The 21050-nt window shown below is 41.9% G+C and carries 18 protein-coding genes, 2 pseudogenes and 1 riboswitch; of the genes and pseudogenes, 17 read left to right on the top strand and 3 right to left on the bottom strand.

Annotation, left to right across the window (positions count from 1 at the left end; all coding sequences use genetic code 11):
* Nucleotides 1-7 precede the first annotated feature (7 nt).
* The 16 genes from QZ942_RS01945 (at nt 8) to rng (ending at nt 18122) form a co-directional block, all read left to right on the top strand.
* Nucleotides 8-301, top strand: coding sequence for an acyl carrier protein (locus QZ942_RS01945; RefSeq protein ID WP_292992917.1), 294 nt, complete (start codon nt 8-10; stop codon nt 299-301).
* Nucleotides 302-315: 14 nt separating this feature from the next.
* The gene (locus tag QZ942_RS01940) at nt 316-1914 is read left to right on the top strand and encodes an alkaline phosphatase family protein (RefSeq protein WP_292992915.1); all 1599 of its coding nucleotides are present in this window, start codon (nt 316-318) and stop codon (nt 1912-1914) included.
* A 5-nt stretch (nt 1915-1919) separates the two neighbouring features.
* Entirely contained in the window at nt 1920-2984 is a 1065-nt protein-coding gene (locus tag QZ942_RS01935; RefSeq protein WP_292992913.1) for an alpha/beta fold hydrolase, read from the top strand.
* Nucleotides 2985-4442: a hypothetical protein gene (locus QZ942_RS01930; RefSeq protein WP_292992911.1), complete on the top strand. Its 1458-nt coding sequence runs from the start codon at nt 2985-2987 to the stop codon at nt 4440-4442.
* Between the two features lie 117 nt (nt 4443-4559).
* Entirely contained in the window at nt 4560-5723 is a 1164-nt protein-coding gene (gene metK / locus QZ942_RS01925) for a methionine adenosyltransferase (RefSeq protein ID WP_292992910.1), read from the top strand.
* Between the two features lie 50 nt (nt 5724-5773).
* Nucleotides 5774-5851: riboswitch (S-adenosyl-L-homocysteine riboswitch) on the top strand.
* 15 nt (nt 5852-5866) lie between these two features.
* Nucleotides 5867-7300 carry an adenosylhomocysteinase gene (gene ahcY / locus QZ942_RS01920; RefSeq protein ID WP_292992909.1) on the top strand — a complete coding sequence of 478 codons (1434 nt, stop codon included), beginning with the start codon at nt 5867-5869 and terminating at the stop codon, nt 7298-7300.
* Nucleotides 7301-7449: 149 nt separating this feature from the next.
* Nucleotides 7450-8310, top strand: a complete 861-nt coding sequence (gene metF, locus QZ942_RS01915; protein WP_292992907.1) for a methylenetetrahydrofolate reductase [NAD(P)H] — start codon at nt 7450-7452, stop codon at nt 8308-8310.
* A gap of 144 nt (nt 8311-8454) precedes the next feature.
* Nucleotides 8455-9144, top strand: coding sequence for a hypothetical protein (locus QZ942_RS01910; RefSeq protein ID WP_292992906.1), 690 nt, complete (start codon nt 8455-8457; stop codon nt 9142-9144).
* Nucleotides 9145-9233: 89 nt separating this feature from the next.
* Nucleotides 9234-10100: a bifunctional methylenetetrahydrofolate dehydrogenase/methenyltetrahydrofolate cyclohydrolase FolD gene (gene folD, locus QZ942_RS01905; protein ID WP_292992905.1), complete on the top strand. Its 867-nt coding sequence runs from the start codon at nt 9234-9236 to the stop codon at nt 10098-10100.
* A gap of 29 nt (nt 10101-10129) precedes the next feature.
* Entirely contained in the window at nt 10130-12790 is a 2661-nt protein-coding gene (gene aceE, locus QZ942_RS01900) for a pyruvate dehydrogenase (acetyl-transferring), homodimeric type (protein WP_292992970.1), read from the top strand.
* A 94-nt stretch (nt 12791-12884) separates the two neighbouring features.
* Entirely contained in the window at nt 12885-14198 is a 1314-nt protein-coding gene (gene aceF, locus QZ942_RS01895) for a dihydrolipoyllysine-residue acetyltransferase (protein ID WP_292992903.1), read from the top strand.
* A 64-nt stretch (nt 14199-14262) separates the two neighbouring features.
* Nucleotides 14263-14940 carry a nicotinate-nucleotide adenylyltransferase gene (gene nadD, locus QZ942_RS01890; RefSeq protein ID WP_292992901.1) on the top strand — a complete coding sequence of 226 codons (678 nt, stop codon included), beginning with the start codon at nt 14263-14265 and terminating at the stop codon, nt 14938-14940.
* On the top strand, nt 14937-15266 hold the full coding sequence (rsfS, locus tag QZ942_RS01885; RefSeq protein ID WP_292992900.1) for a ribosome silencing factor: 330 nt from the start codon (nt 14937-14939) through the stop codon (nt 15264-15266). The genes nadD and rsfS overlap by 4 nt, the downstream gene beginning before the upstream one ends.
* Before the next feature lie 57 nt (nt 15267-15323).
* Nucleotides 15324-15794, top strand: coding sequence for a 23S rRNA (pseudouridine(1915)-N(3))-methyltransferase RlmH (rlmH, locus tag QZ942_RS01880; protein WP_292992898.1), 471 nt, complete (start codon nt 15324-15326; stop codon nt 15792-15794).
* 113 nt (nt 15795-15907) lie between these two features.
* A complete protein-coding gene (locus QZ942_RS01875) occupies nt 15908-16528 on the top strand; it encodes a Maf family protein (RefSeq protein WP_292992896.1) in 621 nt (206 codons plus the stop codon).
* A gap of 139 nt (nt 16529-16667) precedes the next feature.
* Nucleotides 16668-18122: a ribonuclease G gene (gene rng, locus QZ942_RS01870; RefSeq protein WP_292992894.1), complete on the top strand. Its 1455-nt coding sequence runs from the start codon at nt 16668-16670 to the stop codon at nt 18120-18122.
* A 128-nt stretch (nt 18123-18250) separates the two neighbouring features.
* Here the strand turns inward: rng and QZ942_RS01865 are convergent.
* The 3 genes and pseudogenes from QZ942_RS01865 to QZ942_RS01855 all read right to left on the bottom strand — a co-directional run.
* Nucleotides 18251-18388 (bottom strand): annotated as a pseudogene (locus QZ942_RS01865) (porin); the annotation flags it as partial.
* A 17-nt stretch (nt 18389-18405) separates the two neighbouring features.
* Nucleotides 18406-18843, bottom strand: a pseudogene (locus QZ942_RS01860) (integrase core domain-containing protein); the annotation flags it as partial.
* Between the two features lie 105 nt (nt 18844-18948).
* The gene (locus QZ942_RS01855; protein WP_292992892.1) at nt 18949-19311 is read right to left on the bottom strand and encodes a helix-turn-helix domain-containing protein; all 363 of its coding nucleotides are present in this window, start codon (nt 19309-19311) and stop codon (nt 18949-18951) included.
* A gap of 259 nt (nt 19312-19570) precedes the next feature.
* Between QZ942_RS01855 and QZ942_RS01850 the strand changes: the two genes are divergently transcribed.
* Nucleotides 19571-20407, top strand: a complete 837-nt coding sequence (locus QZ942_RS01850; RefSeq protein ID WP_292992890.1) for an outer membrane beta-barrel protein — start codon at nt 19571-19573, stop codon at nt 20405-20407.
* Nucleotides 20408-21050: the final 643 nt, after the last annotated feature.

Raw genomic sequence — 21050 nt, 5'->3', positions numbered from 1 at the left:
AAGTAAATTGGAAGATATAGTAAAACAAGAAAAAATCATTCTGACTGTGATAATGATTGTTGAAGATTTAGTTCAGGATTGGGAATTAAATTTGGATGAGGCGATTAGCCAGGAAACATTTCTAGTTAATGATCTGAATTTTTCTTCAGTTGATATCATACAGTTATGTGTAGCACTAGAGCAAAATTATGAGCGAAAGCTGGAATTCCATGAACTTCTTATGGAAGATGGAAAATATGTCGGGGATTTGTCAATTCAACAGATTTCTATTTTTCTCGAATCTAAACTAAAAAATCAATAGGAGATGAATCTCGGATGACTACTCGTACATTATTTATCGGCATGGACGGTGCTACTTTTACAGTACTGAATGATCTTGTTGCAAAAAGTGGGGAAGGTCCAGTGATGCCATTTATGGCGAAAATATTCGACAAAGGAGTACGGGGCGTTTTACGTTCAACGCCTAATCCTTTGACTCCGCCTGCTTGGGTCTCTCTAATGACCGGACGAAATCCAGGAAATCATGGTATTTTTGATTTTATTCGTGCAGAAGAACGTGGAAACGATGTGTTTTTTACGCTATACGATTCTCGAGATTGTAAAGCAGAAATGATATGGTCGATTGCCAGTCGTCAGGGCAAACGAGTAGCTGCGCTAAATTTTCCTTTCACTGCACCTCCACCAAAAAACTTAAACGGCTTTATGCTGCCAGGTTTCATTCCATGGCGTCATTTGCGGCGTAACTCAGCCCCAGAAGATTTATATGATCGGTTAAAAACTATTCCAGATTTTAATCCGAAAGAATTGGCTTGGGATTTTGAGCAGGAAAAGCAAGCGCTTGATGAGCTAACTAACGAGGATCGCGAAAACTGGGTACGTTATCATTTGCCGCGTGAGAAACAGTGGTTTTGTATCGCTGATTATTTGCTGCGTGAAGAATCACCAGATTTAATGGCGGTAATGTTCGATGGTGTTGATAAACTGCAACACCAAGCTTGGTTATTTGTTGATCCTAACCTACAGACTGGCGAGCTCAGTGAATATCACTTAAGAATGCGCAAGTTGTGCCACGATTATTTTCGCCAGCTTGACAGTTTTATAGAACGTTTGGTCACAGCAGCGGGACCGGATGTACAAGTATTTATGGCATCAGACCATGGTTTTACTTCAACAACCGAAGTGGTGCGAATTAATTCTTATCTGCATGAAAAAGGATATCTGGAATGGAAAGATGTGCCCGATACTGAAGCAGAAAAACGACGAGAAGACAGCATGTTCGCCTATCTGGATTGGGAAAAGACAGTTGCTTATTGTCGCACGCCATCCAGTAATGGAATTAATATCCGTGTTGCCAGAAATCCCGGTGAATCTGGTATAAAACCAAGTGAATATGAGACTGTTAGGGCCAGATTAATAAGTGATCTTGAAGAATTAAAAGATCCAGTTACAGGAGAGCGGATTATTGCCGAGATACATACTAGAGAAGAAGTATTCCCAGGTGCGAGTATGGAAGATGCGGCTGATTTGTTATTGGTTTTACGTGATTTCGGTTTTGTTTCTATTAAAAATAAGAAGCCTGTAGTTGAGTTACGCACAGAAATAGCAGGTACTCATCATCCTGATGGTGTTTTTCTTGCATACGGACGAGGAATAAAACAAGGCGTAGTTGCAGAGAAATGCAATATTGTTGATGTTGGGGCAACTTTATTATATAGCTTAGGACTAGAGGTGCCTAGTGACCTTGAGGGAAAAGTGCCATTTTCAATCTTTAATGAAGCTTATCTCTCTGAGCACCCGATTGTGATTGGTGCTCCCACTAATAAGCATGTCAAAGATAATGAATCAGCCAGGATAGATGAAGATGAGAAAGAAAAAATCATGGAACAACTACGTCTATTAGGATATATGGAGTAGATGCTGTGCCAGTTGAAATTATTAATGGTCACCGGTTAAATTATGTTCAAATAAATTCTGAGCAGTCAGGGGATCAAGTGGAAGATCTGATCATGGTGCACGGCTTGGCCACGAATATGGCTTTCTGGTATTTCCAATATGCACCAGCTTTTTCGAAGAGATATCGAATAACGTTATACGATTTGCGCGGGCATGGTCGGTCAGAAATGACAGAGAGTGGTTATACTCCGCAAAATCTTGCTTCTGATCTTCAGAGTTTGCTTGTCCATCTTGGAATTAAACGTGCATATTTTATTGTTCATAGTTTTGGCGGAATAATTGCTCTCAATTTCGCTTGTCTTGATCCAAAGCGTGTGGCGGGTTTGATATTAGCCGATACGCATATTTATACTTTTCGTCAATTGCAAGGTGAGAAAAGTTGGGAATATGGCAAGAAAATTCAATCGCTCCTGCACCAATATGGATTGGATCTTGAAATCCATAACTCAAAGTTTGGATGTAAGCTATTAACTTTAATGGCACAAATGCAAATAGAAGAAAAGAATATTCCGGAAAACCTAGCTGAATTGATTATTCCATATTCAGGAAAATTCAGTAACCGCACGGCAATGCAATGGCTAAATTTAATGACCAATACATCTGCCGAGAATGAATTGATGAGTGAAGATGGTTTGACTTTAGAAAAATTACAGAAATTTAATTTCCCAATCCTGTCAATATATGGTGAAAATTCACAGGCTAAATTAACTGGAAAACAATTACTAGATATCTGGCCGAATGCAGAATTTAGACATGTGCGTGGTGCCGGACATTTTTTTCTGACATCAAGGTCGGATGAGGTATTAACGATATGTAATCAATTTCTTAATGGTGAGCTTACTAACAATTCTAAATACAGAAATGGTGAAGATTTTAAAAACTATTTTCGTTGCGAGCGTTTTTTTAAATCTAATGGAAAGTGGTTTTTTTTCACTCGGGAATCTACCAGAATTGGACCATTTATTGAATTAAATGAAGCTAAAAAATTTGTAGGCTCGTATCTTTCCAAAATAATCACAAATGATCGATAAGTGAGTCGGGTAAAAAATAAACTAAGCATCAGACCAGGCCTTAAAAAAGAAGACTTTAGGTTAATTGCACACGGTGGTTTCGGCGATGGACTTAATGCTTATGCACATTCTATGGCCTGGTTTAAAAACCAACTCTATGTAGCGACGACGCGCGGTAATTTTCCCTTTATGAGCTCGCGTCTTTCAATTGGGTTGAATACATGGCCAGTCGAGTGTCCGGAGGATCCATTTGAACTAGATATGCGGGCAGAGATTTGGCGGTATAGTCCAAACAGTGAAAGCTGGGAGAGGATTCATAAAGCACCACTCATAACAGGTAGTCACGGTAAACTCATTACACGAGAAATAGGCTATCGTGGAATGATAGTCTATCAGGGAAATAATAATGATAAACCTGTTCTGCTCGTTAGTACTTGGTCACCTGCAAAAGGACCTGGGCCACTAATATTATCGTCTGAAGACGGCGCCACTTTTACACCAACTTGTGAACCAGGTTTAATTGGTTTACCCGTAACAACAATCCGAACAATGGTGATGTTTAAGGGGCGTCTTTTTACAACTCCAGCTGGCTCTCGCGGAGGAAATCCAAATATATCTGCACATTCAGTGGTCTACGAAAGTAAAAAACCAGCGAGTGGTCAATGGAGACCAGTTAGCGATTTTGGTTTTGGAGACTCTGGTAATAAAACAATCTTTGAAATGGCTGGCTTTGAAGATTATCTATATGTTGGTACTTTTAATCTGGAAGGCTATCAGGTTTGGCGTAGCACAGTAGATGGAGAACCCCCTTATCATTGGGAAAAAATCATTGATCGAGGTGCGTATCGTGGTGCTTTTAATCAGTGTGTACTCAGTATGTATCCATTCAAGGGCGCGCTGTATGTTGGCAGTGGAATACAAGGTGGAGGGGTTGATCGGCAAAATAAAATTGGTCCTGCACCACCCGAATTGATACGAATTTACCCAGATGGGCATTGGGATTTAATAGTCGGTGATGCACGCGAGACTCCGGATGGTTGGAAAGAGGCTCTTTCTGGATATATGCCGGGATTCGATAATTTCTTCAACGGTTATTTTTGGCGCATGTGTGAGCACCAAGGATGGCTTTATTTAAGTACTTTCGAGTGGAGTGCGTTATTAGGCTATGCAAATAGAGAAAACTGGCCAGAAGCTTTTACTGGGATAGTAAATCACGTCGATCCACAATTTGTTTTGGAACGTCAATCGGGTTTTGATCTATACAGGAGTTTCGATGGCGAGAATTGGATACCAGTGACAACCAATGGTATGGGTAATCCATATAACATTGGTCTACGAACACTGATATCTTCACCGGATGGATTATATATTGGCACTGCTAATCCTTTCGGTCCAAAATGTATGCGCTTGAATGATACACGATACCGTTATAACCCACATGGAGGGTGTGAGATATTTTTTGCGGAGAATAAAGAATAAATCGTCGCAGCAGTGATGTTGTTTTTATAAAATAAATATTAAGTTTGACTGAATTCTATTTTCAAAGACGCAATCGGGTATACTTTATAACTTTTCCTAATTTTGATAGATAAAACTATGAGTGAATATCTTTTTACTTCCGAATCTGTTTCTGAAGGGCATCCTGACAAAGTTGCCGATCAAATTTCTGACGCTGTTTTGGATGCAATCCTGAGTCAAGATGCCAACGCGCGGGTTGCTTGTGAGACATTATGCAGTACCGGTTTAATTGTGTTATCGGGTGAGATAACAACGCATGCTTCTGTGGATTACAACATTATTGCACGGGAAACTGTTAAGAATATCGGTTATACCAGTTCTAATATCGGCTTTGATTCTACTACGTGTGCGGTCTTAACGGCTTTTAACAAACAATCACCGGATATTGCGCAGGGAGTTGACCGTACCAAAGAAGAGGAAATGGAACAAGGGGCTGGAGATCAGGGACTTATGTTCGGATATGCTTGCGATGAAACACCGCAACTGATGCCCATGCCAATTTTTTATGCACATCGTTTGGTTGAACGCCAAGCCGAATTGAGGAAAAAGGGCAAATTAGCATGGTTGCGTCCTGATGCCAAATCGCAAGTTTCAGTGCGATACCTGAATGGTAAGCCACAGCGTATTGAGACTGTTGTGATTTCAACACAACACGATCCTGATATTTCCCATCAGGCATTGACTGAAGCGGTTATTGAAGAAATTATTAAGCCAGTATTGCCTGCCGAGTTGATCAGTGATCGAATTAAGTATCTGGTAAATCCAACAGGTCGTTTTGTTGTAGGCGGTCCAATGGGTGATTGTGGTTTAACCGGCCGTAAAATTATTGTAGATAGTTATGGCGGTGCCGCACATCATGGTGGCGGTGCTTTTTCTGGTAAAGATCCTTCTAAAGTTGATCGATCAGCGACTTATGCCGGACGCTATGTTGCAAAGAATATTGTAGCGGCTGGAATTGCCAGCAGATGTGAGGTGCAAGTTGCCTATGCCATTGGTGTTGCAAGACCTGTTTCATTGATGGTTAACACATTCGGTACAGGGAAAATTGCTGACGAAAAGATTGCCGAATTAATTGAAAGACATTTTGATCTACGTCCCCGCGGTATCATTCATGCACTGAATCTGTTACGCCCTATTTACGGGAAAACTGCAGCCTATGGACATTTTGGTCGTGAGCTTCCTGAATTTACCTGGGAATTTACGGATAAAGCTGCTCAATTACGTGCCGATGCTGGTCTATAAATTATTCGTAGCATTTGCCGCTATTAGTAAGTTCTAATTGATTCTTCCCCTATGCTGAGGAGCGCTGCAGCGGTTTGTTCCGTGAGGCTCAGCAAAGGTGGGTATTGTTACAACGGCGCTCGTTCATATTTAAGGAGAAGATTATGAACGCTGTGCTTAACCCAAAAGGTGGTTCTTTTACTGACTATAAAGTTGCCGATATTTCGTTGGCAGAATGGGGACGTAAAGAGATAGCAATCGCCGAAACAGAAATGCCAGGTCTGATGGCATTGCGTAAAGAATATGCGAATCAAAAACCACTAGCAGGCGCACGTATCGCAGGTTCTTTGCATATGACGATTCAAACTGCTGTGTTAATTGAAACATTAGTGGCTTTAGGCGCGGAAGTGCGTTGGGCTTCCTGCAATATTTTTTCTACGCAGGACCATGCCGCTTCAGCCATAGCAGCTAAGAATATACCTGTGTTTGCCTATAAGGGAGAGTCTCTGGAAGATTACTGGGTATATGCTCACCAGATCTTCGAATGGACAGTTGCTGGACAACCCAGTGGTGCCAATATGATTCTGGATGATGGCGGTGATGCTACATTGCTGCTTATTCTGGGAGCCAAAGCAGAGAAAGATCCTTCAGTTATTGCCAATCCTACCAACGAAGAAGAAACCGTATTGTTTGCTTCAATCAAAAGCAAACTGTCATCCGAACCTAACTGGTATTCAAAAAATCTTGCCAGGATTCGTGGGGTTACTGAAGAAACTACTACAGGGGTTCATCGTTTATATGAAATGCATAAAAATGGAGAACTTCCGTTTCCAGCATTTAATGTGAATGATTCTGTCACTAAATCAAAGTTTGACAATCTTTATGGTTGTAGAGAGTCATTGGTTGATGGCATCAAGCGTGCAACGGACGTGATGATTGCTGGAAAGATTGCAGTAGTCTGCGGGTACGGTGATGTAGGTAAGGGTTGTGCGCAATCATTACGTGGTCTCGGCGCAACCGTCTGGATTACCGAGATTGACCCAATCTGCGCGCTTCAAGCAGCGATGGAAGGGTATCGTGTGGTTACGATGAACGATGCTTGTGATCAAGCGGATATTTTTGTTACAGCGACTGGTAATTTGCGAGTTATTGCGCATGATCATATGTTGAAAATGAAGGATCAAGCGATAGTTTGCAATATTGGCCATTTTGATTCCGAAATCGACATTGCATCTATCCAGAAATATCAATGGGAAAATATCAAACCACAGGTTGATCATGTCATATTTCCGACAGGACGCCGCATCATTGTACTAGCGCAAGGCAGGTTGGTAAATCTGGGCTGTGCTACTGGGCACCCTTCCTTTGTAATGTCCAGTTCATTTACCAATCAAGTATTGGCACAGATGGAGCTATGGCAGAATGGGGAAAATTATCAGAAAAATGTTTACGTCCTACCCAAACAATTGGATGAAAAAGTAGCGCGTCTGCATATTGGGAAGTTGGGAGTAAAACTCACTGAATTAACGGATGAGCAGGCATTATATTTAGGTCTCGATAAGAACGGTCCCTATAAGCCAGCGATGTATCGTTATTAATCATTTAATCTTTCTGAACGGGAGAATCGTTTGAATTTACATAAATTCGAATGATTCTCAGATTTAGCAATAGCTTGTTATAAAACAGAGCTGATTAGTATTCGTATTAATGTGGATTGAAATAATTCTGACCCTATAAACTCGTGCAGATGAAATCACAAAAGAAATTTTCCCCAACTTTCAGCTTTGAGCTTTTTCCGCCTCAAACCCCGCAAGGTGTTGAGAAACTCCGGTTAACACGCAGGCAATTGGCGCAATACAATCCTAAATTCTTTTCTGTAACTTTTGGTGCCGGAGGCTCAACTCGTGAACGAACACTGGAAACAGTGTTAGAAGTTCAAGCAGAAGGACACATTGTCGCTCCTCACCTTTCTTGTATTGGCTCGACTCAGCAGAATATTCGAGCGATTCTTGAAAAATACCATCAAGCAGGCATTCGGCATATTGTTGCGCTCCGTGGCGATTTGCCATCGGGTATGGCACAAGCTGGAGAATTTCGTTATGCCAGCGAACTGGTTGCTTTTATTCGGCAGGAGTTCGGATCTTCGTTTCATATCGATGTGGCTGCTTATCCGGAGTGCCATCCACAAGCGCGTTCTGCACAAGCAGATTTCGAAAATTTTAAGCGAAAAATTGAAACCGGAGCAAATTCTGCGATTACTCAATATTTCTATAATGCGGACGCTTATTATCATTTCGTTGAATCCTGTGACTCAGCGGGTTTGAACATTCCTATTGTTCCGGGCATCATGCCGATTAATAAATTCTCTCAACTGGTTCGGTTTTCAGATACTTGCGGTGCTGAAATTCCTCGCTGGATTCGTAAGAAACTGGAAGGTTATAGTGATGATAGTGCATCCATTCAAGCTTTTGGGTTGGATATTGTCACTGATCTTTGCGAGCGTTTATTACAAGCAGGTGCGCCCGGATTACATTTCTACACATTAAATTCAGCCGATCTGACATCGATCATCTGGCAGCGCCTCAATCTTAAAGGGAATGCTGTTTAAGTTAGATTTCCTTGTTTTTTTGTTACTCTGGTCAAATATAAGCAGTATCATCAGCAGATGATACGATCTTTTTCCTGAATTCTTCAGCCAGTATATAATGCGCATCAATATTCTGATTAAAATAATAAAGCACGAGGTCTCAAAATGAAAGAGGTAACAACTGATCCAGATAAATCTACTGCCGAAGCAGTTGTTCCGGAGATAACCACTCCAGATGTTTCAACAACGGATGCTTGTGTTGCGCATGCAAGAGAAATGCTGATTGCTCAGCTTGAGCGCATCAAAAGTAAAGATTATGACTTTGCACCTGAATTTAAAGACATGACCATTCAGCTTTATTTATTGGGTGTGATGTGGAAATTTGCTGAAAGCTTGGGAAATGTAAATGATGCACGTGAATTGGCTTTTGTAGCTTTGAGAGCCATGCTAATTCAAGATGGGCTACATAAAAATAAAGTAGCCAAGCGAATTGAGTTTTTGAGAAAAATGTCAAAAATTGAAGATGATCACAATGCTTTGGCTGTAGCTGTCGGGTATGAATCTGAACCCGATGATAACAGTCTGGCAGAAGTTTTTGATCACCACATCGATGATACGCAAGTTTCAGGAGCCTTTTGGCGATTATATGATCGCGGTAGAAAGATTATGTTGTATGGTGGTTTATTTATCGCCTTTGCCGTGATCTGGTTTGTAACATTGTTTATGCCAGGGAATAGTGCGATTGCAATTCTTGCTGCGGGATTGATTTCAGCGGCTCTTTTTGTAATACCGGTATTTCTTATTGGTGTATTTATATATCGCAAAAAAATAAAGAAAAGCAAACTAGCGGGTTAACCTTTGTGCGTATTATGTGTATGTTCGATATTATCTGGCGAATAACGAGAAATTAAGATTAACTGACCAAACTGGTTGCTGGCGTAAGAATGAGCGCTCATATTATAGATGGCAAGAAAATAGCTGAGTCGGTACGTGCTGAGTGGAAAATACGGACCGAGAAATTGATCCGGTCCGGCATTAAACCAGGATTGGCAGTGATTATCGTTGGAGATAATGCCGCATCTGGTATTTATGTCAGGAATAAAGTTAAAGCCTGCAGTGAAATCGGCATTTACTCGGAGGTGCATAGTTTTCCAGGGAATACGCAGCAAAGTGAGGTGTTAAATTGCATTCAATCACTCAATGAAAACCCACATATTCATGGCATTCTGGTTCAGTTACCATTACCATCGCATTTTGAAAATAATCGCGTGATTACATCCATTGCCGTAGAGAAAGATGTGGATGGTTTCCATCTTTATAACATCGGTGCACTGGTTACCGGAAATACAATATTTTCTCCTTGCACACCTTATGGTGTTATGGTGATGCTGGAAAAAAATCATATTCCGATTGAAGGTCAACATGCCGTAGTGGTAGGACGTAGCAACATTGTGGGTAAACCGATGGCATTGATGTTATTGGAGCGGGGAGCCACTGTCACCATTTGTACTTCAAAGACACGTGATTTACCTCAATTTACAAAAAATGCTGATATCCTGGTGGTAGCAATAGGAAAGCCGCACATGATTACAGCAGAAATGGTAAAGCCTGGTGCGGTAGTAATTGATGTGGGTATTAATCGATTACCGGATGGGAAACTCTGCGGTGATGTTGATTATGAATCTGTTAAAAATGTTGCAGGTTATATTACTCCAGTTCCTGGAGGGGTAGGGCCGATGACCATTTCCATGTTGCTATGTAATACCGTTCTGGCGGCTGAACGTGCACAAACCGGTATTAATAATAGATAAGCAAGTTAAATTTGATGAGTGTGCCAGACATGGAATTGCAACCTGATATTGATCCACAAGAAACACAAGAATGGCTGGATGCTCTCGATTCGGTCATCATCAATATAGGTGGAGAGCGTGCACATTTTCTATTGGAAAAGCTTATTGAAAAAGCTCGTCGCTCAGGTGCTTACCTGCCTTATAGCGCGACAACTGCCTATATCAATACAATTCCACCCGGCAAAGAAGAACGCTCGCCTGGAAATAATGCGATAGAACACCGTATTCGTTCCTATGTGCGATGGAATGCGATGGCCATGGTGTTGCGCGCAAACAGAAATACCAATGTGGGTGGTCACATAGCCAGTTTCGCATCGGCAGCAACACTCTATGACGTAGGCTATCATCATTTCTGGCATGCGCCTTGTGAAACGCACGGCGGGGACTTGGTATATATCCAGGGCCATTCTTCTCCGGGTGTCTATGCCTATGCATTTCTTTTCGGACACTTAAGCCAGGAACAACTTGATAATTTTCGTCAAGAAACTGGCGGTAATGGTCTGTCTTCTTATCCGCATCCGTGGTTGATGCCGACTTTCTGGAAATTTCCTACAGTTTCAATGGGATTGGGGCCTCTTATGGCTATTTATCAAGCGCGATTTATGAAGTATTTAGATAGTCGCGGATTCGTCAATACTGATGGCCGTAAAATCTGGGCTTTTATGGGCGATGGCGAGATGGACGAACCTGAGTCACTCGGGGCAATTTCATTGGCATCTCGCGAGAATCTCGATAATTTAATCTTTGTTGTTAATTGTAATCTTCAGCGTTTGGATGGCCCAGTACGGGGAAATGGCAAAATTATTCAAGAACTGGAAGGCGCCTTTCGTGGCGCTGGATGGAATGTGATCAAGGTGATCTGGGGTTCTTATTGGGATCCTTTATTGGCTAAAGATACCAAAGGATTACTACAAAAACGCATGATGGAATGTGTTGATGGAGAATACCAAAATTTTAAAGCCAGAGATGGGGCATATGTACGTGAACACTTTTTTGGCAAATATCCTGAGTTATTGGAAATGGTTGCCAATATGTCTGATGATGATATCTGGCGGTTAAACCGGGGCGGGCACGATCCTTATAAAGTTTACGCTGCTTATGCTGCTGCGATAAAACATACCGGTCAGCCGACAGTAATATTAGCCAAAACCATCAAAGGTTATGGCATGGGAGAAGCCGGTGAAGCACAGAATATTACCCATCAGCAAAAGAAAATGGGGACAACTTCATTAAAAGCCTTCCGGAATCGTTTTGGTCTGGATATTCCAGATGATAAGATCGACGAAGTGCCTTATCTCACTTTAGCCGAGGATTCACCCGAGTTTATCTATATGCAAGAGCGGCGTAAAGCTTTAGGCGGTACCTTTCATAGCCGAAAAACAAGTGCTCAGGCACTGCAAATACCGCCTTTATCAGCTTTTGAGTCATTGCTAAAAGCTAGCGGAGAAGGTCGAGAATCCTCAACAACCATGGCTTTTGTGCGTATTCTCAATATCCTGGTTAAAGATAAGCAGATTGGCAAGCATATTGTCCCGATTGTCGCTGATGAATCGCGTACTTTTGGCATGGAAGGCATGTTCCGTCAATTGGGCATTTGGTCATCCGTTGGCCAACTGTATACACCGCAGGATGCTGATCAGCTAATGTACTACAAGGAAGACAAGCACGGACAGATTCTACAGGAAGGGATCAACGAAGCAGGTGCCATGTCATCCTGGATAGCTGCAGCGACATCCTATAGCACTCATGGGATTCAGATGATTCCATTCTTTATATTTTATTCAATGTTTGGTTTTCAGCGTATCGGAGATTTAGCTTGGGCTGCTGGGGATATGCGCTGTCGTGGTTTTTTGCTGGGGGGCACGGCCGGACGCACGACTTTAAACGGGGAAGGGCTCCAGCATGAAGATGGTCACAGTCATATCGTTGCTTCAACGATTCCTAATTGTGTCTCGTATGATCCGGCATTTGCTTATGAATTGGCTGTCATTATCCAGGATGGATTGCGACGCATGTATCTGGAGCAAGAGGATGTCTACTATTACATTACTGTAATGAATGAAAACTACTCGCATCCTGAAATGCCGGATGGCGTTGAAAATGACATATTGAAAGGTATGTATTTATTTAGCGAAGGAAATAAGAACAGTAAGGAATTACATGTGCAGTTGCTAGGTGCTGGAACTATCCTTCGTGAAGTGATCGCGGCGGCAGAAATTCTCAAGAATGAATATAACGTTAATGCCGATATCTGGAGCGTGACCAGCTTTAATGAGTTAAGGCGCGAAGCTTTAAGTGTAACACGCTGGAATATGCTGCATCCCGATCAATCAGCGAAACTGTCTCATGTGGAAAATTGCTTCAAAGGTCGGGAAGGACCTGTAGTGGCAGCCACTGATTACATGAAAATTTATGCGGACCAGATCCGTGAATTTATTCCTGGAAAATATCGTGTTTTAGGAACGGACGGATTTGGACGCTCGGATACGCGCGAAAAATTGCGTCATTTTTTTGAAGTCGATCGATTCTATATTACGGTTGCAGCACTTAAAGCATTATCTGAAGAAGGAAAAATATCAAACCAACAGATTGTTAAAGCGATAGAAAAATACGGTATTGATCCAGAAAGACCTAATCCAGCAACCAGTTAAATCAGAAACTTATTTATCAAATATAAGAATCGATAACATAAATAAAATGACTGCATCAGTGTCTTTTCGTATTGAAGTATATTGAGGAAAGCATGTGGCTGAATTGAAAAAAATATTAATTCCTGATATCGGTGACTTCAAAGATGTTCCGGTTATTGAAGTTCTGATAAAAGCTGGTGATGAGGTTAAAGCTGAAGATTCATTGATCACACTGGAGTCCGACAAAGCTACCATAGAGATTCCATCCCCATACTCCGGCCTGATTAAGGAAATTTTTCTCAAGGCAGGTGATAAAGTATCTGAAGGTACAGCGGTTCTAACGATTGAAGTTTCAGATAGCGATCATGCGGTAGCTCCTAATTTAGCTGCTGAGATTGTGTCGGTCAAGAAAGCTGTTGCAACGCAACCTAAAATGGCAGTCAAGCAAGCAGCCGCCATTCAGCAAATTCAGAAATTGCCGCAGCAAAATGGATCATCAGTCAGCAGTGCTTTTTCTAAAGCACATGCGAGTCCATCAATACGCCGCTTCGCACGGGAATTAGGGGTAAATCTCGATTTAATTACAGGCAGTGGCCCTAAACATAGAATTCTCAAAGAAGATATACAGGCCTATGTAAAAACCGAACTATCAAAAACTCGTAGCAGTGGAACCGGACTGGCACTTAATTTACTACCATGGCCACAGGTTAATTTTGCCAAATTCGGCCCGATTGAGCTAAAACCGTTAACGCGGATTAAACAAATTTCTGGTGCTAATTTGCACCGGAATTGGGTAATGATTCCACATGTGACTCAGTTTGATGAAGCTGATATCTCTGATTTAGAGAATTTGCGAAAAGAATCCAATGAAAGTGCCAAAGAAAATAAAGTAAAATTAACATTATTGGCTTTTTTGATGAAGGCATTAATTGCGCCTTTGAAAAAATTTCCGGAATTCAATGCATCCCTCGATAATACTGTAGATGGCGAAGCTAATCTGATCATTAAGCATTTTTATCATATCGGTTTTGCCGTCGATACGATCAATGGATTAGTTGTTCCTGTCATTAAGGATGTTGATCAGAAGGGAATCATAACTATCGCCGAAGAATTAACAAGACTCTCTTTGCTGGCACGTGAAGGTAAATTAAAGCCAACTGATATGCAAGGCGCAAGTTTCACCATTTCCAGCTTGGGTGGAATTGGCGGCACTGCGTTTACACCGATTATCAATGCACCTGAAGTTGCCATTTTGGGTATTTCAAAGGCAAGTATTAAGCCTGTTTATCGCGACAACCAATTTATTCCGCGCTTAATGCTTCCCTTGTCACTCTCCTACGATCACCGAGTTATTGATGGAGCAACTGCGGCACGTTTTACGACTCATTTAACGGAAGTATTGACGGATATGCGTTTGGCCTTATTATAAGCAGATATGAGGAATATTTGACAAAGAAAGAATTCGATACCAATGGGTTTTCATACTGATACAGGTGGCGGCTATCGATAAATTTCCTCTCATTGGTATTTATGGTGGGACATTTGATCCTATCCATTATGGCCATCTACGTATTGCTGAAGAATTGCTCGATGTGATCAATCTGAAGCGTATCATCTTTGTTCCTTCTGGCGCCCCCCGTTTACGTGCTGCTCCTATTGCAGCAAGAAATCATCGTTCTAATATGGTGCATTTGGCCATCCGGGATAACAGTATGTTTTCGCTTGATGAGCGAGAAGTCAATCGCCCTGGAATCAGTACAACGATCGAGTCACTCCGAGAATATCAATGCGAATTGGGGGATAGCGCGGCACTTTGCTTTATCCTTGGGATGGATGCATTTGTAAAAATAAATCAGTGGCATAATTGGCATGAGTTGTTCAGCCTATGCCATATGATAATTGTCGCACGTCCAGGTTATACATCCCCCAATGATTATCAAATTCTACCGGTAGATCTCAAGAAAGAATTTATTTCCCGTCGTGTTTTGGATGCCAATGATCTAGGGCTTCAAACCAGCGGTTTTATCTATACGGCACAAACATCATTGTTGGAAATCTCTGCTTCACATATACGATCATTGATAAATGCCGGAAAAAGCATACGTTATCTGCTTCCGGAAAACGTCTCTGATTATATTAAATCCAATTGCTTATATACCGGGAATATATGAATTCAGAAAAGCTGGTCAATATCGTTGTCGACGCACTCGAGGATATTAAGGCCTATGAAATTGATGTCATCAATGTTTCAAAAATAACATCAATGTTTGAATATATCGTTATTGCGAGTGCAGATTCTTCGCGCCAGACAAAATCTCTGGCTAACAATGTGCAAGAAAGAGTTAAGGCTGCTGGGGGAAGAGTTTACAGTATGGAAGGTGAGCAGACAGGAGAATGGCTGCTCGTTGATTTAGGAGACGTGATTGTGCATATCATGCTGCCGGTTGCACGCGAATACTATAATCTGAAGGCATTATGGTCTGGACAGAAGAATTAAAACAAGCTACCTGGCGCAACAGAATGTGAACTGTCTGTCTTCTGATTTCTCCTAATCATGAAATTTTTTATACTTGCGGTTGGAAACAAAATGCCGGATTGGGTCAGAGCTGGCTATTTTGAGTATGTCAAACGTTTGCCGCGTGAAATAACGATTAATTTAATTGAAATTAAGCCCGAGAAGCGTGTCAGTGGAAAACAAACCGCGCAACTGTTACTTGCCGAGTGTCAGCGGATTCGTGCAGTCCTGCCACCCAACTGCCATATTGTGGTTCTTGATGAAGGCGGTCAACAATGGGCAACAGTAAAATTTGCAAATGTAATAAAAGAGTGGACGACTGATGGGGGTTCCGTTGCATTTGTTATCGGGAGTGCGGACGGGCTGCATGCAGATATCAAGCAGACAGCAAGTGAAATGCTCGCTTTATCAAAGCTTACCTTACCACATGGTCTTGTACGCGTTTTGCTGGCGGAACAACTGTATCGTGCCGTATCGATTATCAAGAATCATCCATATCATAGGAGTTAAGTGAAATCATGAAGTCATGACTAGCATCACTTTCCATTTCTCTTTTAAGATACGATGGATAAAACAATAGGGATAAAAATTAAGCGTATTTGAATTATAGAGTATTGATTACGATGTTTTCAGAAAACCAAATATATCTTGCTTCAAGAAGTCCAAGAAGACGTGAATTGTTAAGACAAATCGGTGTGAAGTGCAATCTATTAATGATGCGGGAAACGCTTGGCCGTGAAATTGATGTTGATGAACAACCGCTTGTTGACGAGTCGCCGACTAATTATATCTATCGTATTACTCAATCTAAAGCTGATGAAGGCTGGAGGCGAGTGATCCAGCGTCGATTGCCAATACTACCCGTATTGGTGGCTGATACGATTGTTACTATTGATGGTTGTATTTTAGGTAAGCCACAAGATGATAAACATGCAGAAGAAATGCTAAAAACATTGTCAGGCCGCTCACATCAGGTTTTAACAGCCATTGGTGTTGGGGTCAAGGATAAAATACAAGTTAGATTATCGACATCAACAGTAAGATTTCGTGAGATCAGCGAGCGAGAAATTCGTAATTACCTGGCAAATAATAATATCCTGGATAAAGCGGGTGCTTACGCTATCCAAGGCATGGCTGCTGCATTTATTGTTGAGATATCCGGCAGCTATAGCGGAATCATGGGATTGCCGCTCTATGAAACAGCACAATTATTAGAAGAAATTGGTATAGGAATTTTTCAATAACTGTCAGTCAATTATGGCTCTAAGCTATTGAAATTAGAATGTAGTATTGCACAAATTGCTATAGCACAAGTATTGTCTTATGCATACTTAGCTTTCAAATCCAGAGATCAGACTTACTATATGTATAGTTCATACTCAAATGAGCAATGAAATTCTTGTAAATATCACCCCGCAAGAAACCAGAGTAGCCATACTAGAACAAGGTGTGACACAAGAGTTGCATATTGAACGGACGAGCGGCCGTGGCATTGTGGGCAATATTTATAATGGACGTGTCAGTCGCGTTCTGCCGGGGATGCAATCTGCTTTTGTCGATATAGGCCTTGATCGAGCAGCATTTTTACATGTGGCGGACATAAGGACTTCCAGTCAAGAGGGAGATACCACCAAACCAATTGAGAAACTATTATACGAGGGTAATAGTATCTTGGTGCAAGTGATCAAGGATGCGATTGGTACAAAAGGTGCGCGACTATCCACACAAATCAGCTTGGCGGGCCGCCTATTGGTTTATCTACCCCAAGAGTCGCACATCGGTATCTCTCAACGCATTGAAGATGACAGTGAACGTGAGTTGTTGCGCGAGAAATTACAACAAATTCTACCTACAGATGAAAAAGGCGGTTATATCATCAGAACAATGGCTGGAACTGCGGATGAAAGTAATTTACGTGCCGATCTCGAGTATCTGCACAAGTTGTGGCATGACATCCAGCAACAATCTGTGACTATTGCCGCGCCTATTTTGCTTTATCAAGATCTAGATTTAAGTCACCGGGTATTGCGAGATTATGTGAATGAAGATACTGCGCGGATACTGATAGATTCCCGTGAAAATTATCAAAAACTTGTGAAATTCTCGCAGAGCTATATGACATATATCGTTGAGCGTATAATTTTGTATACCGGAGATCGTCCATTATTTGATCTGTATGGCGTTGAGGAAGAGATTGAAAAATCTTTGGCCAAGCGTGTTAATTTAAAATCCGGTGGGTATCTGATTATTGATCAGACGGAAGCACTCACCACCATGGATGTCAATACAGGTGGATTTATCGGCGTTAGAAATTTCGACGACACCATCTTCAAAACGAATCTTGAAGCCGCTCAGGTAATTGCGAGGCAGCTTCGGTTGCGTAATCTGGGCGGGATGATCATTATTGATTTTATCGATATGGATTCTGAAGAACATAAAAATGCGGTGCTGACTGAATTCAATAAAGCTTTGCTGAAAGATCGCACGCGTATCACAGTCAATGGATTTAGCGCGCTTGGATTGGTTGAGATGACACGGAAACGAACGCGGGAAAGTCTCGCGCATGTATTGTGCGAGTCTTGCCCGACCTGTCAAGGACGAGGAGAAATCAGAACGGCACAAACTATTTGTTATGAGATCCTACGTGAACTACTACGAGAATCCAGGCAGTTTGAAGCCAACGAATTTCGTATTCTGGCATCACAGCAAGTAATTGATTTTTTCCTTGATGAGGAATCCCAAAGCTTGGCGCAATTGGGTGATTTTATAGCAAAGCCAATAAGCCTGCAGGTTGAAGAATCCTATACACAAGAGCAATATGATGTCATATTGATGTAGTGTATTTCTTTTAAATTTTGATATTTTACTGGTCGTAAAGGGTTTTGAGAAAATGCCGAGCGCCTGCCGCTTGAAGTTGGTTATTGAAGTTTCTTAGGCTAATTCACTTTGTTTTTTAAATAGGACCATCAAAAGGATAGAACGAAATCAAGCGAAAACAAGATCTGATCTTTGTTTCCGGCAAATGGTCTGTTCGTGGCAGCGTGATAAGAATCCACTCTGTCATAGCGAATGTTCGGACGAATATTGAGTTTCTTGAGTGAATCCCTCCTAGCGAGTAAGGTTAGATTGTGGCTTCGCTTCGCGAACACAATCTAACCTTACTCGTTAAATTAACCTCCTTTTGATTGGTTTTTTCGGGAACGTATTGATCCGGGTTTAAATGAACGACACGAACTGGCTGCCAGTTCCGAGTAACGCCGTTCCAGCGTTCTGCCGGGGTTACAAAGTGGATGGCACTGTGACGATGTTCATGGTTGTACCATTGGATAAGCATGCCGACCCACCGCCTGGCGGCAAGGAGGCTTTTGGCCTGGATAAGCTGGGCGGTATTCATCGTCTTGAATAGCGACTCTGAATAAGGATTGTCGTTACTGACCGCCGGGCGGCTGAATGATGGTGTTACATCCAATGCTTGCAGGGTATTCAACAACGTTGCGCCTTTCATTGGGCTGCCGTTATCCGAATGCAGTACCACCTGGTCTGGTGCGATATTTTCTCGTATCTCTGGGATGCACCATTCCTGTTTTTGCCAGGGTTTAAGCGTGTTTTTTTAAAAGCTGGCGAATGGTTTCGTAACTGCAGGAATCGGCGTAATTTGATTCCACTACTTTGTCCGCCAGCAGGCGCAGTGTCCAGTGGTTATGGCCATCGGGCGCATCGCTGCAGGCCACCGTAATGAGATGAGCTGCCATTTATCGCTGAGTTTTGGCGCCTTGCCGGGGCGCGGATGATCTTTCAAGGCCGCTTCCGGCCCTTCTTCCACGCAACGCTGTCGCGTCTTTGCCACCATCGGCGACGAGACATTCAGCGCATCTATAATGTCCTTGTCTCGCGATCCCTCAGCGGCCTTGAGCAGAATGCGAGCGCGTGTTTGGCTGCGTGCAGCGTTCTTGCCTTTTTGTACTACAGCTTGCAAGATTTGTCTTTCATCATCACCCAGATTAACTTTGTATTTAATGGCAGGCATGGTAGGTTTCTCTCGCAACAAAAACATCTTAATAATATACTTTAATATTATCTTGCATAATATTGTTTTTTAATGACTAATTACTAGATATCTAAAGTCGGATTATATTGAATTAGAGGTGTGAATTCGGTATCAAATACTGGTTTTAGTGAAATAGCCCATAAAGATCATTCTGTTCTTCTTCAACATTCCCTTGAGATTGCCGAACTAAAGAGTTCGCATATGTGTAGGAATATGTTTACAACTCAAGGAGTGTTAGATGAAAAATTTTGTTAGTAAGATGATTTCTGGAAGTGCACTTTTATGTGTGAATGGGATGATGTCACCATACGCTTTAGCGCAAGATACAACAGCGGATCGCGTTAAGGAATTGGAGAGTCGATTGCAAGTGATTCAGAATGAATTGGAGAAAGTAAAATCCCAGTCTTCCAAAGTTACACAAAAAGTTGACAGTATTGAGCAGAAAGTAACAGAAGTCGAAGCCGACAAGAAGGAAAGTATTGAAGGTCATATGCTGTTCTTCCGTGGTGGTTTTGCACATAGCTCACAACATCGCAACGGTACATCCATTCAAAGTAGTGTTGCTCCTGCCGGCGCTCAAGATCAAGCTGATAAAAATGCATGGTATTTTGGCGCGGGCTTTGATTGGAATCTGACTAGAGATGTATGGGGTCTTGTGCCAAAAACCAATATTTTTGCTGAATTGATGATCGAGTACAAGGAATTTGGTTCTCACGTGCAGGGCAATGCCCTCGCCAATGGACCCACGCAACTGGTCGGTGGCGCATTGAATCCTCGGGATGTAACTGTCAGTCAATTAACCATATCCGCAGCGCCGAAAGTCAAATTTATGGAAGGCTCCAGGTTTAGACCTTGGATCATCCCCGTCGGTTTCGGCGTCCATGTCATCAGTCCCCCTTCTGAGTCGATAACCTTTTTCAACCCAGGAATCATGTTTGGCGCTGGCGCCGATTATAAAATATGGAAAGATTTTTATGTAGGTGTTGATGCCCGCTATCATGTGACCGGCGGCAAAAAGGACGGTGTTAATGTTGATGGCCTGACAGCTGGTGGTTATGTTGGTATAGGTTTCTAGGAGTCTGTCGGACTTAGCGAATAGACACCATAACAATTCCACCAGATTCATGAAAAGGGCTATTTAATGAAATTAAAAAACCACTTTAATCGCTATTTTTAATTCAATATGCCAGTAACTATCCACTCTGGCGATCGAAACAATGCCTATCCGACAGACTCCTAGGCTTCTGGATACTGTTTTGTCCGTTCACTGATTAGTTGTTGTTGTGAAGGGGTTGCTTTTTCAACTACCAGTTCGTGCGTTTAGCACGATAGCCGATAAGGATTGCATTCAGAACGAGAACAGAAACTCAACAGTAAATGCAGGTTATTGTATGACTTGCATTGCCCGAAAACTGATATTCAAGGCAACCCTTTGTCATGAAGGCAATTTATTGCCTAGAAACGCGAACCATTTAATTGCTACAATTGCTGCTTTCACAAAGAGATGATTATCGCTTGACGAAGGTAATATGTCTGACTACTATAAACAAGGAGACAGTCCATGCTATTGCTGTTTTCTTTGTGTTTCTTTCAGTAGTGTCCGGAGATTCGAGAATTGTCGCATGATAACTCGTTGAACGACCATTACTAAATGACATATTTTTCTGTAATCGATTTCAACTTGCGCCAAACTTCTGACTTTTGTCAGGAGATTGCAT

It is taken from the genome of Nitrosomonas sp. (assembly GCF_021731985.1).
Classification (GTDB): Bacteria; Pseudomonadota; Gammaproteobacteria; order Burkholderiales; family Nitrosomonadaceae; genus Nitrosomonas.
This window is presented reverse-complemented; position numbering and strand designations above follow the sequence as displayed.

Bases quoted from the DNA above. Each gene is read 5' to 3' on its own strand.
- metK (WP_292992910.1), top strand. From the start codon at position 4,560: ATGAGTGAATATCTTTTTACTTCCGAATCTGTTTCTGAAGGGCATCCT.
- QZ942_RS01875 (WP_292992896.1), top strand. From the start codon at position 15,908: ATGTTTTCAGAAAACCAAATATATCTTGCTTCAAGAAGTCCAAGAAGA.
- QZ942_RS01855 (WP_292992892.1), bottom strand. From the start codon at position 19,311: ATGCCTGCCATTAAATACAAAGTTAATCTGGGTGATGATGAAAGACAA.
- QZ942_RS01850 (WP_292992890.1), top strand. From the start codon at position 19,571: ATGAAAAATTTTGTTAGTAAGATGATTTCTGGAAGTGCACTTTTATGT.
- QZ942_RS01940 (WP_292992915.1), top strand. From the start codon at position 316: ATGACTACTCGTACATTATTTATCGGCATGGACGGTGCTACTTTTACA.
- rsfS (WP_292992900.1), top strand. From the start codon at position 14,937: ATGAATTCAGAAAAGCTGGTCAATATCGTTGTCGACGCACTCGAGGAT.
- ahcY (WP_292992909.1), top strand. From the start codon at position 5,867: ATGAACGCTGTGCTTAACCCAAAAGGTGGTTCTTTTACTGACTATAAA.
- QZ942_RS01910 (WP_292992906.1), top strand. From the start codon at position 8,455: ATGAAAGAGGTAACAACTGATCCAGATAAATCTACTGCCGAAGCAGTT.
- aceE (WP_292992970.1), top strand. From the start codon at position 10,130: ATGGAATTGCAACCTGATATTGATCCACAAGAAACACAAGAATGGCTG.
- metF (WP_292992907.1), top strand. From the start codon at position 7,450: ATGAAATCACAAAAGAAATTTTCCCCAACTTTCAGCTTTGAGCTTTTT.
- rng (WP_292992894.1), top strand. From the start codon at position 16,668: ATGAGCAATGAAATTCTTGTAAATATCACCCCGCAAGAAACCAGAGTA.
- folD (WP_292992905.1), top strand. From the start codon at position 9,234: ATGAGCGCTCATATTATAGATGGCAAGAAAATAGCTGAGTCGGTACGT.
- rlmH (WP_292992898.1), top strand. From the start codon at position 15,324: ATGAAATTTTTTATACTTGCGGTTGGAAACAAAATGCCGGATTGGGTC.